Origin of the sequence: Streptomyces virginiae, assembly GCF_041432505.1 — a bacterium.
Lineage (GTDB): Bacteria > Actinomycetota > Actinomycetes > Streptomycetales > Streptomycetaceae > Streptomyces > Streptomyces virginiae_A.
In genome coordinates this window covers 3162249-3176440 of sequence record NZ_CP107871.1, presented here as the reverse complement: position 1 = coordinate 3176440, position 14192 = coordinate 3162249, and the positions used below count along the sequence as shown (strand labels likewise).

The window sequence follows — 14192 nt, the reverse complement described above, 5'->3', positions numbered from 1 at the left end:
CCCCCGAGCAGCCCCGCGCGCCCACCCCGTAGATTGAGACGGCAGGCATCTCGGCGACAGGCATTTCGGCAAGGGGCAAGGGGACAGACGTGTCAGCGGCTAGGCAAGGTGTCGTGGACGCCCGCAGGATCGTGGTCAAGGTCGGATCCTCCTCCCTGACCACCGCGGCGGGCGGACTCGACGCCGACCGCGTGGACGCGCTCGTCGACGTCCTCGCCAAGGCCCGCAGCGGAGGCGAGAAGGAGATCGTCCTCGTCTCCAGCGGAGCCATCGCCGCAGGACTCTCCCCGCTCGGCCTGCGCCGCCGCCCCAAGGACCTCGCCCGGCAGCAGGCCGCCGCGAGCGTCGGCCAGGGCCTGCTCGTCGCCCGGTACACCGCCTCCTTCGCCCGCTACGGCGTCCGCGTCGGCCAGGTGCTCCTCACCACCGACGACACCAGCCGCCGCGCCCACTACCGCAACGCGTACCGCACCCTCGACCAGCTCCTCGCCATGGGCGCCCTGCCCGTCGTCAACGAGAACGACACCGTGGCCACGGACGAGATCCGCTTCGGCGACAACGACCGGCTGGCGGCCCTCGTCGCCCACCTCGTCCGCGCGGACCTCCTCGTCCTCCTCTCGGACGTGGACGGCCTGTACGACGGAGACCCGTCCCAGCCCGGCACCACCCGCATCGAAGAGGTCCGCGGGCCCGAGGACATCGCGCACGTCTCGATCGGCAGCGCGGGCAAGGCAGGCGTCGGCACCGGCGGCATGGTCACCAAGGTCGAGGCGGCCCGGATCGCGGCCGCCGCCGGGATCCCCGTCGTGCTCACCTCCGCGAGCCAGGCCGCCGACGCCCTCGCCGGACGGGGGACCGGCACGCTGTTCCACGCCACCGGGCGCCGCTCCGCGGACCGGCTGCTCTGGCTCCAGCACGCCTCGACCCCGCAGGGGCACCTGGTCCTCGACGACGGCGCCGTCCGCGCCGTCACCGAACGCGGCAGCTCCCTGCTGCCCGCCGGGATCGCGGCGGTCGAGGGCGACTTCGTCGCCGGGGACCCGGTGGAACTGCGCTCCGCGGACGGCCGCGCCGTCGCCCGGGGCCTGGTCAACTTCGACGCCAAGGAGCTCCCGCAGCTCCTCGGCCGCTCCACTCGCGAGCTCGCGCGGGAACTCGGACCCGCGTACGAGCGGGAGGTCGTCCACCGGGACGATCTGGTCCTGCTGGAGGGCTGAGGTTCGGTAAAAGCGGAGCGCGGCGGCCCGTGGACTGGTCAACTGTGAGGGGCGGGCGGACCCGCGTGGTGGAGACAGGAGGCGACTGGTGAGACGAGCGCTGACCAGCGTCGGCACAGGGGACGGTGACGGCGGCGGTGGCGGGGAGGAGCAGGATCACGCGTCCCGCCTGTGGCACGTGACCCTGAGCGTCTCCGGCAAGCCGGCCCCGCTGTCCGAGGTCCGACGCGGACTGGAGCAACTGGCCCACGACCACCCCTTCCTGCTGACCAGCCGGTACGCCGACGACCATGCGGAGATCCGCTACTGGGAAGAGGCCCGGGACCTCCACGACGCGGCGGCCGTCGCGCTGCGCCTGTGGGGCGAACACCGCTCCTCGGCGAAGCTCCCGCCCTGGGAGATCGTCGGCCTGGAGGTCATCGACCGCGCCACCTACCACCAGCGCGTGGCGGAGGGCTACGGCCCACCCCCGGCCCACCCGGTGGGCGTGCACCCGTACTAGCCCCGGTCCGGGACCTTCCCGCCCCGGGACCGTCCAGCCGGTCCGGGACCATCCAGCCCCTCCGGCGTTTGAGGAGCGGGGTCCGGGGCGGAGCCCCGGTTTTCCAGCCCGTCCGGCGCTTGAGGACCGGGTCCGGGCGGAGCCCGGGGAGAAGGCCCCGCGCAGCGGCCCGGCGGACGGCCGGCGCCCGCCGTCTCGGGGGGTGGAACCCCGGCGGCGGGGTACCCCGGGGGGATTACCCTGGGCGGCATGACCTCGCTCGATGCCGCCACCTCGCCCGTCCTCGCCACCGCGCAGCGGTCCCGTACCGCCGCCGCCGCCATCGCCCCACTCCCGCGGTCCGCCAAGGACACCGCCCTGCTGGCGATCGCGGACGCGCTGGAGGCCCGTACGGCCGAGATCATCGCCGCCAACGCCGTGGACACGGACAAGGCCCGCGCCGCCGGCACCAGCGAGACCGTCATCGACCGCCTCACCCTCACCGCGGAGCGCGTCGCCGCCATCGCCTCCGACGTCCGCGACGTCGCCGCCCTCCCCGACCCCGTCGGCGAGGTCGTCCGCGGCAGCACCCTCCCCAACGGCATCGACCTCCGCCAGATCCGCGTCCCGCTCGGCGTCGTCGGCATCATCTACGAGGCCCGTCCCAACGTCACCGTCGACGCCGCCGCCCTCTGCCTCAAGTCCGGCAACGCGGTGCTCCTGCGCGGCAGTTCCTCCGCCTACTCCTCCAACACCGCGCTCGTCGCCATCCTGCGGGACGCCGTGGAGAGCGCCGGCCTGCCCGCCGACGCGATCCAGCTCGTCCCCGGCGAGTCCCGCGACTCCGTCCGCGAGCTGATGCGCGCCCGCGGCCTCGTCGACGTGCTCATCCCGCGCGGCGGCGCCTCCCTCATCAAGACCGTGGTCGAGGAATCCACCGTCCCGGTCATCGAGACCGGTACCGGCAACTGCCACGTCTACGTCGACGCCCAGGCCGACCTGGACATGGCGGTGGACATCCTCATCAACTCCAAGGCCCAGCGGCCCTCGGTCTGCAACTCCGCCGAGACCCTCCTCGTCCACCGCGACATCGCCGACGCCTTCCTGCCGCGCGCCCTCGACGCGCTCGCCGAGGCGGGCGTCACCGTCCACGGCGATGCCCGCGTCCTCGCCGCCGCCGAGGGCGGCAAGGTCACCGCCCTGCCCGCCACCGACGAGGACTGGGCCGCCGAGTACCTGTCCTACGACATCGCCGCCGCGGTCGTGGACTCCCTCGACGACGCCGTCACCCACATCCGCCGCTGGACCTCCGGCCACACCGAGGCGATCGTCACCACCTCGCAGGCCGCCGCGCGCCGCTTCACCCAGCTGGTCGACTCGACCACGGTCGCCGTGAATGCGTCCACTCGGTTCACGGACGGTGGCCAGTTCGGCTTCGGTGCCGAGATCGGTATCTCCACCCAGAAGCTGCACGCCAGGGGCCCGATGGGCCTTCCCGAGCTGACCTCCACCAAGTACATCGTCACCGGAGACGGTCACGTTCGGTAGCGAACGCCTGAGCACCGTGTGGCCGAAATTCGGCGGACACCCTGCCCAAGGAGGCCCCCCAGGTCTAGGCTGTTCCTGTGCCGGACGACGTGGGGGGCAAGCCGTTCCCGGACGACGGGACCCCCGAAGACGATGCAGACGACCGCGGAGGCGCGGATCACGACTTCGCCTCCGTGGTGTTCGACGAGGACTTCGTCCGGAACGCCGAGATCCATGAACCGAGCGCCGCCGAGCGCCAGCGGGCGGCGGACCGAGCGCGCGCGGAGGCCGAGGCCGCCCGCGCCGTGGCCGGCGGCTGGACGGGCGACGACGACCACGACAGCTACGGATACGGCCACCCCGACGGGTACGACGACGACCACGGTTGGGACCACGACCGCGGCTACGGATACCCGGACGGCCCGTACGGGGCCTACGGCGGCAGTCTGCGCCCCTACCGCGGTCGCGCACCGTGGCTGCGCCCCGTCGCCTGGGTGCTCGCCTTCGTGATGGGCCTCGGCATGGTCGCCCTCGCCTTCAGCGCCGTCTACCGCAGTGCCTCGGGTGAGGCGGACCCCGCTCCGGCGCCCGCCAGCACCCCCAGGGGTGAAGTCACCGGCGTCGGCGCGTTTACGTACCCCTCCGTTCGCCAACCCTGAAGGTACGACCCCACTCGCGTACGTTGGAGCTGGGGGCTTCTCTGGAGCGGGGACAGCGGGGAGAAGCGATGGCCGTGCCAGGAGATCCACCCAACAGCACCCCCGAGGGCATGGGCGGGGGCGACGACGACTTCCGGTCGGACGAGTACCGGTCCGTGGTGTTCGACGAGGACTTCGTCCGGGCTGCCCGACTTCAGGAGTACTCCGCGCAGGAACGGATGGGCGAACACGCCCGTGCCGTACGCAGCCGCTCCATCTGGTCCGGCAGCGGCTCTGCGGCCCGCACCGGCACGCCCGGCCGGGGCGCACGGCAGGGCATGCTGCTCGTGCTGCTCATCGCCACGGCCTTCGCCGCCGCCGTCTACATGGGCCTGCGCAACCCCTATCTGCCCCCGGCCGGGGGACCCGCCCAGGCGCTCACCAGCACCGTGGTGCCGCTCGCCCCGGCCACCGACGTGCCCGGCGGGCGCCCCGCCGAGCTGTACGCGAAGAGCCCCGCCGCCGACTACCGGGTCGGGGCGGCCGGCATCGCCCTGCCCGCCGTGCGCCGCACGCACCACTTCACCGACGCCCAGGTCGTCGCCGCGCTGTCCATCGCCAAGGACTACCTGGTGCAGTCCTCGCTGGACCCCGACATCCTCACCGGAGCGGCCTCCCGCCCGGTGCGGGTCCTGCTCGACCCCGACCAGCTGGCGCAGTTCGACCGCAGCATGACCTCGCCCTCCGGCGACGGCCGTCACGCGGCCACCGGCTGGCTGGTCCGCTTCGACCCGGCGACCGCCGTCCTGGCCGACCCCCGGGTCCGTGTGAGCGGCACCCTCGCGGTGGAGGAGGTGGCCCCGGACATGCTGGAGGTCACCACCGACCACACCTTCGTCTACGCCGTACGGCCCGCCACCGGATCCCCGGCGGCGGCCGACGGCGCCTCGCTGTTCACCGTCCGACGCGAGCTGCGGCTGCGCTTCGACCGGGACGACCTGAACGCCCGGCGGCTGGAGCTGGCCTCGGCCTACGTGATGGCCGGGCCCCAGGACTGCTCCGCCGACCCGGCCGGGGCCTTCCACCCGCTCCTGGCCGGAGCCGGCCCGACCACGGTGGGCCCGGCCGCGAGCGACCCGTACGCCACCGGCCGGCCGCGGCGCACGGCCGGGCTGTGCGGCGTCCTGGCATCGCCCCAGGCGCCGCCCGTGACCGAGTCCGCGACGCCGCCCCCGCCCCCGCAGGCCGCTCCCGTCAGCCCTGCTCCGTAGCCGCGCCCTTGTCCTGCGACGCGGCGCCGGCTCCCGCTCCGGCGGCTCCCGTGAACTTGTCGCGGAGCTTGCCGCCCATGTCGGCCGCGCCGCCCGCGATGTCGCCGACCAGCTTGAACAGCGGGTCCTTGCTGGTGCGCACCGAGTCGGCGTAGTGCGCGGCCGACTGGCGGAAGGAGTCGGTCACCGAGGTGTCCTTGTCCTCGTCCCGGCGCGGGTAGTGCCCGTCCATGATCCGCTGGTGGTCCCGGCTCTCCGCCCACTTCTTCAGCTCGGCGGCCCGCACCGTGGTGAAGGGGTGCGTCCGGGGCAGCAGGTTCAGGATCTTCAGCACGGAGTCGCGCAGGTCGCCGCTCGACTCGTACTCGTCGGCCTGGGCGAGGAAGGCGTCCACGTTCATCTCGTGGAGGTGGTTGCCGCCCGCGATCTTCATCAGCCCTCGCATCGAGGCCTGCACGTCCTGTCCCACCAGCAGTCCGGCGCGGTCGGCCGAGAGCTCCGACTTGCGGAACCACTCCCGCAGCGCCGTCACGATCGTCATGATCGCCACATTGCCCAGCGGGATCCACGCGACCTTCATCGCCAGGTTCGTCAGGAACAGCAGGATCGTGCGGTAGACCGCGTGCCCCGACAGCGCGTGGCCCACCTCGTGGCCCACCACCGCCCGCATCTCCTCCTCGTCGAGCAGTTCGACGAGGCCCGTGGTCACCACGATGATCGGCTCGTCCAGCCCGATGCACATGGCGTTGGGGTTCGGGTCCTGCTGCACATACATCTGGGGGACCTTCTCCAGGTCCAGGATGTAACAGGCGTCCCGCAGCATCGCGTACAGGTGCGGGAACTGCGTCTCGCCCACCCGTACCGACTCCGACAGGAACATCAGCCGCAGGCTCCGCTCCGGCAGCAGTCCGCTCAGGGCCTTGAACACCGTGTCGAAGCCGCTCAGCTTGCGCAGCGCCACCAGCGCCGAGCGGTCCGCCGGATGCTCGTACGCCCGTGACGAGATGCCGGGAAACCGCCTGCGGTCCCGTGCCGGTGCCTTCTCGAACCCTGTTTCCGTCATAGCGCCCTCCCCTGGATGGACCTGCTCGACCCTGCGTCTATCCTCTCCAACGCCTGAGTCGGCGTGAGCGTGCCCCAGGCCCCCGCATACGATGTGAGCGAAGTCTCCGCTCGCTCCCCGACTCGATAGGTATCTGCCTGATGAGCCTCTCCACCACCGCCCACAACCTGGTCGTCCTCGCCTCGGAGGGGGCCGAGCAGCACGGCGGCAACCACGACAGCCTGAACCCGTACCTGACCGGCGGCGGTGCCTTCGTCATCCTGATGCTGATGCTGTGGGTCACCACGCGCCTGAACCGCGACCGCTGAACCGGCTGAACCCGCCGGGAACGCCGCGTCCGCCGGGCCAGTAGGCTCTGCGCTCATGGGAGAGCAGGAGATGCCTACCGGTCCGGTCAAGCGCCGGCTCGGCGTGATGGGCGGGACATTCGACCCGATCCATCACGGACACCTGGTGGCCGCCAGCGAGGTGGCCGCCCTTTTCCACCTCGACGAGGTGATGTTCGTGCCGACCGGCGAGCCGTGGCAGAAGTCGCAGCGGGCCGTGTCGCCGGCCGAGGACCGTTATCTGATGACGGTCATCGCCACCGCATCGAACCCGCAGTTCTCGGTGAGCCGCATCGACATCGACCGCGGCGGGCCGACCTACACCATCGACACCCTGCGGGACCTGAAGGCGCAGAACGACGACGCCGATCTGTTCTTCATCACCGGTGCCGACGCGCTCGCACAGATCCTGACCTGGCGAAACGCCGAAGAACTCTTCTCGCTCTCCCACTTCATCGGAGTCACCCGGCCGGGCCACGTGCTCACCGACGACGGGCTCCCGGAGGGCGGTGTCTCCCTGGTGGAGGTGCCCGCGCTCGCGATCTCGTCCACCGACTGCCGTGCGAGGGTGGCCCAGGGGGATCCTGTCTGGTATTTGGTGCCGGACGGCGTCGTGCGCTACATCGACAAGCGTGAGCTGTACCGGGGAGCCTGAGCTTCCGGAGAGAGAGGCCCCGCGGTGAACGACCGACAGGATCCGTACGACCCGTACGCCGCCCAGGAGCAGCAGCTCGTCGGCTACGACGCGTACGGGCGGCCGGTGTACGGCCAGGCGCCCGCGCAGCCCGCCCAGCCCGCCCCGCAGCAGTACGGGCAGCAGTACGAGCAGCAGCAGTACGGCTACGACTACCAGGGCTACGGCCAGCAGCCGCAACAGCAGCAGCAGTACTACCCGCAGCAGCCGGCCGCCCAGGAGTACGCGCAGCAGGAGTACACCCAGGCGCAGGGCTACGGGTACGACACGCAGCAGACCCAGCAGTGGATCCCGCAGCAGACCGCCCCGGAGCCCACGGAGGCCCCGGCCGCCGCCGAGCGCCCGGCCGCCCAGGTCCCCGAGCCGCGCCGACCGGACGGCGAGGGCGGCGGCGCCCGTGGCGAGGCGCACGACGACGAGCCCGCGGCGGACCGGGACTACCGCACCGAGATGTTCGCCTTCATCGACCAGCCGGACGAGGACTCCGAGGACGTCATCGACTGGCTCAAATTCACCGAGAGCCGCACCGAACGCCGCGAGGAGGCCCGCCGCCGCGGCCGCAACCGGGTGGTGGCCCTGATCGTCGTCCTCGCCCTGTTCCTCGTCGGCGGCCTCGGCTACCTCTGGTACGCGGGCAAGCTCCCCTTCCTCGACGGCCCCGGCGACAAGAAGTCCGGCGCGACCGCCGACGCCGGCGCGCAGAAGCGGGACATGATCGTCGTCCACCTGCACAACACCAAGAAGGGCGGCACCTCCTCGGCGCTGCTCGTCGACAACGTCACCACCAAGCAGGGCGCCACCGTCCTGCTGCCGAACACCCTGGCCATCACCGGCCAGGACGGCACGGCGACGGGACTCGGCAAGTCGGTCGAGGACGGTGGTCTCGGCACCCGCGAGGCCCTCGACTCCGTGCTCGGCACCCACATCGGCGGCACCTGGCGCCTGGACACCCCCTTCCTGGAGAACCTGGTCGAGCTGGTCGGCGGCATCGAGGTCGACACCGACACCGCGGTCCCGGCCGACGACGCGGCCAAGACCCCGGCCGTGGCCCAGGGCCAGAAGCAGAGCCTGAGCGGCCCGATGGCCGTCGCGTACGCCACGTTCCGCGGGCAGGGCGAACCGGAGGCCAAGCAGTTGGAGCGCCTGGGCAAGGTGCTCCAGGCGGTGCTGCGCAAGGTTCCGAGCGACCCGAAGACGGCGGCCGTGACCGTCGAGAGCATCGGCCAGATCCTCGACCCGGCCCTGAACGCGCAGACCCTCGGCGCGCTGCTGTCCCGGCTCGGCGCCCACGCCAAGGTGGGCGCGTACCGCACGGACGTCCTCGGCGTGAAGGCGGACGGCGCGCTCACGGACGACGCGAACAAGACGGTCGTCAAGGAGGTGCTCGGCGGCTCCGGCGCCGCGGCGCAGCCCGGCGCGGCCCCGCGCGTCGGCCTCAAGGACGCCACCGGCGACGAGAAGACGCAGATCGCGGCCAAGGCGGCGCTGGTGAACAGCGGCTACACCTTCGTCGACGGCGGCAAGGCCGACAAGACCGCGGCCGGCTCGCAGATCACCTACCAGGACGACGCGCAGCGGGACCGCGCGATCGAGGTCGCCAAGACGCTGGGACTGCCCGAGACGGCCGTCAAGAAGGGCGAGAACACGGTCAACGCGGACATCGTGGTGACCCTGGGCAAGGACTACAAGGCGTCCTGACCAGGCCCCCGAGCGGTCCGGAGTGAGGCATTCGCCCGCGCGCGACGCTGCGCGCGGGCGGTGTCGGCGGTACATGAGACCCTTGTAAGGATCTGCCCGCCAACCCGAAAGCATGGCCAGTGACCGCCACGGACCGCTCCATCGAGCTCATCACCGCCGCCGCCCAGGCCGCGGCCGACCGGCTCGCGCACGACATCATCGCGTACGACGTCAGCGACGTGCTGTCGATCACCGACGCCTTCCTGCTCGCCTCGGCGCCCAACGACCGCCAGGTCAAGTCGATCGTCGACGAGATCGAGGAGCGCCTGCTCAAGGAGCTCGGCGCCAAGCCGGTGCGCCGCGAGGGCGACCGCGACGCCCGCTGGATCCTGCTCGACTACGTCGACATCGTCGTCCACGTCCAGCACAGCGAGGAGCGTGTCTTCTACGCGCTGGAGCGCCTGTGGAAGGACTGCCCCGAGATCGAGCTTCCCGAGGACGCCAAGCTCACCATCGGCAAGGCCGAGGAGCACGCCAAGCTGCGTGAGGCGGCGGGCGACGACGAACTGGACGGTGATCTGTTCTGAGCGCGACCACCTCGGGCAAGTCCGGTAGGAAGATCGTCCTCTGGCGCCACGGCCAGACCTCGTGGAACCTGGAGCGACGCTTCCAGGGATCCACTGACATCGAGCTGACCGAAGCGGGCGTGGCGCAGGCGCGCCGCTCCGCGCGGTTGCTCGCCTCGCTGAAGCCGGACGCCATCGTGGCCTCCGACCTGCGGCGCGCTTCCGCCACGGCCGCCGAGCTGGCGGCCCTCACGGGGCTGACGGTGTCGCACGACGCGGCGCTGCGCGAGACGTACGCCGGCGAGTGGCAGGGCCTCACGCACGACGAGATCCTGGAGAAGTACGGCGAGCAGTACGCGGCGTGGAAGCGCGGCGAACCGGTCCGTCGCGGTGGCGGTGAGCTGGAGACCGAGGTCGCCGACCGCGCGGCGCCGGTGGTGCTGGAACACGCCGACCGGCTGCCGCGGCCCGGCACCCTCGTCGTGGTCAGCCACGGCGGCACCATCCGTACGACGATCGGGCGCCTGCTGGGCCTGAACTCGCACGACTGGGAGGGTCTCGGCGGGCTCTCCAACTGCTGCTGGTCCGTCCTCGGCGAGGGCGCGCGCGGCTGGCGCCTGCTGGAGCACAACGCCGGCACGCTGCCGGAACCGGTGCTCGGCGACGACGACTGAGCGGCCTTCTGCCGCTCCCCGGCGGGGCTTCCACCCGGATTTCACTTTCCGGCTGGTCACAGGCTAGAGTTCTTCTTGTTCGCAGCGCAGAACACCGGAGACGGGGGGAGCGCGGCGGAGAGCGGGGCTATAGCTCAGTTGGTAGAGCGCCTGCATGGCATGCAGGAGGTCAGGAGTTCAATTCTCCTTAGCTCCACAATCAGGATCCCGTCCCCAACAGGGGGCGGGATCCTTGCTTTTGTACCCTTTACGTTTGCTGACCTGGCCCGCACCGGCATGGCAGAATCGTGACCGCCGGAGGGGGACACGACGGCCCGACGCGGGAGGGAGTCGCTGACGGATGGGTGCACACCGGCGCCGGTGCGACTGGTGCAACAACGGCACGCCGATCGTGCGGGACATGGACCCGGTCAACCCCGACTACCAGTACTGGTGCGAGGAATGCGCTCGGGCGCTGATCATAAAAGGCGACCCGATCGAGACGTACCGTGAGCTGGAAGGGGAGCCGATCTACGGGCGGCTGCTCGACGAGCACTGCACGCTCAAGCGGTTCTATCAGTTCGCACGAGCGTGACGAGTTGGCTCAAATCGGACATGGTCTCTGGTCGGTGGAAACCGATTTTTGGACCAGGGCCATGACCGTGTAATGTTTGGGACGTCGCCAAGGGGAACCGGCAAGGGAAACCGAAGCGGCAAGCACAACAAGGGGCTATAGCTCAGTTGGTAGAGCGCCTGCATGGCATGCAGGAGGTCAGGAGTTCAATTCTCCTTAGCTCCACAGTGAAGAAGCGGGCCACCCGGATCGGGTGGCCCGCTTCTCGTTGTCCCCTTGTCCGTCGTGGGTCCTGGGGTGTACGTCGTCGCGTGTGGCTCGCGGCGTGCGTCGTGTCGACGGGTGGAACGGCCGAGCGTCGCAAGGGGCCGCTGCGGTACCCTGACGCCATGCGTGCCGTACGCCTTCTGCTTACCGAGCCGCGCTGATCAGTGCCGACCCTTCGAGATGGTCGGACCCGGCGCGGCGTCCCCTCCTGTGCGAGGGGTTTTTTCGTTTGGGCAGGCAGAGACGGCGAAGACGATCGATGGAGCTTCAGAAATCATGAGCGAGACGAACACCCCGGCCCCCGAGGCGGCCGAGGCGCACCGCTACACGGCTGCCATGGCCGCCGACATCGAGGCACGCTGGCAGGACGTCTGGGACGCGCAGGGCACGTACGAGGCCCCGAACCCGACCGGTGACCTGGCCGGGGACCCCGCGGTGGTCGCACGGCCCAAGAAGTTCATCATGGACATGTTCCCGTACCCGTCCGGTGCGGGCCTGCACGTCGGACACCCGCTCGGGTACATCGCCACCGACGTCTTCGCCCGCCACCAGCGGATGACCGGCCACAACGTCCTGCACACCCTGGGCTTCGACGCCTTCGGCCTGCCGGCCGAGCAGTACGCTGTGCAGACCGGCACGCACCCGCGGGTCTCGACCGAGGCCAACATCGAGAACATGAAGGTCCAGCTGCGCCGGCTGGGCCTGGGCCACGACAAGCGCCGGTCGTTCGCCACGATCGACCCGGACTACTACAAGTGGACCCAGTGGATCTTCCTGCAGATCTACAACTCCTGGTACGACGCCGACGCCAAGAAGGCCCGCCCGATCACCGAGCTGGTCGCCGCCTTCGAGGACGGCACCCGTGAGGTCCCCGGCGGCCGCGCCTGGGCCGGCCTGACCGCGGCCGAGCGGGCCGACGTACTGAACGAGTACCGCCTGGCGTACTCCTCGGACGCGCCGGTGAACTGGTGCCCCGGGCTGGGCACCGTACTGGCCAACGAGGAGGTCACCGCCGACGGCCGTTCCGAGCGCGGCAACTTCCCCGTCTTCAAGTCCCGGCTGAGCCAGTGGAACATGCGGATCACCGCCTACGCCGACCGGCTGATCGACGACCTGGACGCGCTGGACTGGCCCGAGGCCATCAAGCTGCAGCAGCGGAACTGGATCGGCCGCAGCGAGGGCGCGCGCGTCGACTTCGCGCTGGGCGACGAGGCCATCACCGTCTTCACCACCCGTCCGGACACCCTGTTCGGCGCCACCTACATGGTGCTGGCGCCCGAGCACCCGCTGGTCGAGAAGTTCATCCCGGCCGCCTGGCCCGAGGGCACCCACGCCATCTGGACCGGTGGGCACGCCACGCCGGCCGAGGCCGTCAGCGCCTACCGCAAGCAGGCCGCCTCGAAGTCGGACGTCGAGCGGCAGGCCGAGGCCAAGGACAAGACCGGTGTCTTCACCGGCGAGTACGCGATCAACCCGGTCAGCGGCGACAAGGTCCCGGTCTTCATCGCCGACTACGTGCTGATGGGCTACGGCACCGGCGCGATCATGGCCGTCCCGGCTCACGACGGCCGCGACTTCGAGTTCGCGCGCGCCTTCGAGCTGCCGATGCGCTGCGTCGTCGAGCCGTCGGACGGTCGCGGCACCGACCCGGCCGAGTGGGACGACGCCTTCGTCTCCTACGACGCGAAGCTGGTCAACTCCACGGGCGAGGGCATCGCCCTGGACGGCCTGGGCGTCGCCCTGGCGAAGGCCGCGATCACCGACTGGCTGACCGAGCGCGGCATCGGCGAGGGCACCGTCAACTTCCGCCTGCGTGACTGGCTGTTCAGCCGTCAGCGGTACTGGGGCGAGCCCTTCCCGATCGTCTACGACGAGGACGGCGTCGCGCACCCGCTGCCCGAGTCGATGCTGCCGCTGGAGCTGCCGGAGGTCGAGGACTACTCGCCGCGCACCTTCGAGCCGGACGACGCCGAGTCGCAGCCCGAGACCCCGCTGTCGCGCAACGGCGCGTGGGTGAACGTGGAGCTGGACCTGGGCGACGGCCGCGGTGTGCGCTCCTTCCGCCGCGAGACCAACACCATGCCCAACTGGGCCGGTTCCTGCTGGTACGAGCTGCGCTACCTGGACCCGAACAACTCCTCGGCCCTGGTGGACCCGGAGATCGAGCAGTACTGGATGGGCCCGCGCGAGGGCGCCCCGCACGGCGGTGTCGACCTGTACGTGGGCGGCGCCGAGCACGCGGTGCTGCACCTGCTGTACGCCCGCTTCTGGTCGAAGGTGCTGTTCGACCTGGGCCACGTCTCCTCGGCGGAGCCGTTCCACAAGCTGTTCAACCAGGGCATGATCCAGGCGTACGCCTACACCGACGCGCGCGGCGTGTACGTGCCCGCGGCCGAGGTCGAGGAGCGCGACGGCGGGTACTTCTACCAGGACCAGCCGGTCAAGCGTGAGCACGGCAAGATGGGCAAGTCCCTGAAGAACGCCGTCACGCCGGACGAGATCTGCGAGGAGTACGGCGCGGACACGCTGCGTCTGTACGAGATGGCGATGGGCCCGCTGGACGTCTCCCGTCCGTGGGACACCCGAGCCGTGGTGGGCCAGTACCGGCTGCTGCAGCGCCTGTGGCGCAACATCGTGGACGAGGAGACGGGCGCCGTCACCGTCGTGGACGGCGAGCCGGACGAGGCGACCCTGCGCGCGCTGCACAAGGCGATCGACGGGGCCGGCTCGGACCTGACGGGGCTGCGCTTCAACACCGCCATCGCGAAGATCACCGAGCTGAACAACGCGCTGACGAAGGCCGGCCGCCCGCTGGAGCGCTCGGTCGCCGAGGCCCTGGTGCTGCTGGTCGCCCCGCTGGCCCCGCACATCGCGGAGGAGCTGTGGCACCGCCTGGGCCACAGCGAGTCGGTCGTCCACCAGGACTTCCCGGTCGCGGACCCGGCGTACGTCGTGGACGAGAGCGTGACCTGCGTGGTGCAGGTCAAGGGCAAGGTCAAGGCGCGGCTGGAGGTGTCGCCGACGATCTCCGAGGCGGAGCTGGAGCAGCTGGCCGTGACCGACGAGGGTGTCGTGGCGGCGCTGGGCGGCGCGGAGATCCGCAAGGTGATCGTGCGTGCGCCGAAGCTGGTGAACATCGTCATCTGAGTCGTCCCAGGACGCACACCCCCGCATAGGGGGGATCCCGTACGGGCAGGTTGGGGGTTCGAATGGAACCCCTGACCTGCCCGCGGCGTTT

General features: G+C 71.1%; 13 protein-coding genes and 2 tRNA genes. 14 read left to right on the top strand and 1 reads right to left on the bottom strand.

The window, feature by feature from the left end; genetic code table 11:
• Window positions 1-89: 89 nt before the first annotated feature.
• The 5 genes from proB to OG624_RS14895 all read left to right on the top strand — a co-directional run bounded on the left by proB (window position 90) and on the right by OG624_RS14895 (window position 5134).
• The gene (gene proB / locus OG624_RS14915) at window positions 90-1217 is read left to right on the top strand and encodes a glutamate 5-kinase (RefSeq protein WP_030008620.1); all 1128 of its coding nucleotides are present in this window, start codon (window positions 90-92) and stop codon (window positions 1215-1217) included.
• A 34-nt stretch (window positions 1218-1251) separates the two neighbouring features.
• Window positions 1252-1719 (top strand): hypothetical protein, encoded by a 468-nt coding sequence (locus tag OG624_RS14910; RefSeq protein ID WP_030715718.1) that lies wholly within the window; start codon window positions 1252-1254, stop codon window positions 1717-1719.
• A 249-nt stretch (window positions 1720-1968) separates the two neighbouring features.
• Window positions 1969-3246 carry a glutamate-5-semialdehyde dehydrogenase gene (locus tag OG624_RS14905; RefSeq protein WP_033224007.1) on the top strand — a complete coding sequence of 426 codons (1278 nt, stop codon included), beginning with the start codon at window positions 1969-1971 and terminating at the stop codon, window positions 3244-3246.
• A gap of 77 nt (window positions 3247-3323) precedes the next feature.
• The gene (locus OG624_RS14900; RefSeq protein WP_033224008.1) at window positions 3324-3884 is read left to right on the top strand and encodes an SCO2584 family spore wall biosynthesis protein; all 561 of its coding nucleotides are present in this window, start codon (window positions 3324-3326) and stop codon (window positions 3882-3884) included.
• A gap of 68 nt (window positions 3885-3952) precedes the next feature.
• On the top strand, window positions 3953-5134 hold the full coding sequence (locus tag OG624_RS14895) for an SCO2583 family membrane protein (RefSeq protein ID WP_033224009.1): 1182 nt from the start codon (window positions 3953-3955) through the stop codon (window positions 5132-5134).
• On the opposite strand, the gene OG624_RS14890 is transcribed toward OG624_RS14895, so the two are convergent.
• Window positions 5118-6197, bottom strand: coding sequence for a M48 family metallopeptidase (locus tag OG624_RS14890; RefSeq protein ID WP_033224010.1), 1080 nt, complete (start codon window positions 6195-6197; stop codon window positions 5118-5120). The genes OG624_RS14895 and OG624_RS14890 overlap by 17 nt on opposite strands.
• A gap of 140 nt (window positions 6198-6337) precedes the next feature.
• Here OG624_RS14890 and OG624_RS14885 point away from each other — a divergent pair, with 140 nt between their 5' ends.
• The 9 genes from OG624_RS14885 to leuS all read left to right on the top strand — a co-directional run bounded on the left by OG624_RS14885 (window position 6338) and on the right by leuS (window position 14101).
• Complete coding sequence (locus OG624_RS14885) at window positions 6338-6505, top strand: hypothetical protein (protein WP_033224011.1); 168 nt, start codon at window positions 6338-6340, stop codon at window positions 6503-6505.
• Between the two features lie 55 nt (window positions 6506-6560).
• Window positions 6561-7178, top strand: a complete 618-nt coding sequence (gene nadD, locus OG624_RS14880) for a nicotinate-nucleotide adenylyltransferase (RefSeq protein WP_030008626.1) — start codon at window positions 6561-6563, stop codon at window positions 7176-7178.
• Between the two features lie 24 nt (window positions 7179-7202).
• Window positions 7203-8915 (top strand): LCP family protein, encoded by a 1713-nt coding sequence (locus OG624_RS14875; protein WP_033224012.1) that lies wholly within the window; start codon window positions 7203-7205, stop codon window positions 8913-8915.
• Window positions 8916-9034: 119 nt separating this feature from the next.
• Entirely contained in the window at window positions 9035-9481 is a 447-nt protein-coding gene (gene rsfS / locus OG624_RS14870) for a ribosome silencing factor (protein ID WP_030008628.1), read from the top strand.
• Window positions 9478-10134 (top strand): histidine phosphatase family protein, encoded by a 657-nt coding sequence (locus OG624_RS14865; RefSeq protein ID WP_033224013.1) that lies wholly within the window; start codon window positions 9478-9480, stop codon window positions 10132-10134. The genes rsfS and OG624_RS14865 overlap by 4 nt, the downstream gene beginning before the upstream one ends.
• 123 nt (window positions 10135-10257) lie before the next feature.
• Window positions 10258-10330 (top strand) — tRNA-Ala (locus tag OG624_RS14860).
• 144 nt (window positions 10331-10474) lie between these two features.
• Window positions 10475-10708 (top strand): hypothetical protein, encoded by a 234-nt coding sequence (locus tag OG624_RS14855; protein WP_008738908.1) that lies wholly within the window; start codon window positions 10475-10477, stop codon window positions 10706-10708.
• Window positions 10709-10839: 131 nt separating this feature from the next.
• Window positions 10840-10912 (top strand) — tRNA-Ala (locus tag OG624_RS14850).
• 318 nt (window positions 10913-11230) lie between these two features.
• Window positions 11231-14101 (top strand): leucine--tRNA ligase, encoded by a 2871-nt coding sequence (gene leuS / locus OG624_RS14845; protein WP_352163796.1) that lies wholly within the window; start codon window positions 11231-11233, stop codon window positions 14099-14101.
• Window positions 14102-14192 lie beyond the last annotated feature (91 nt).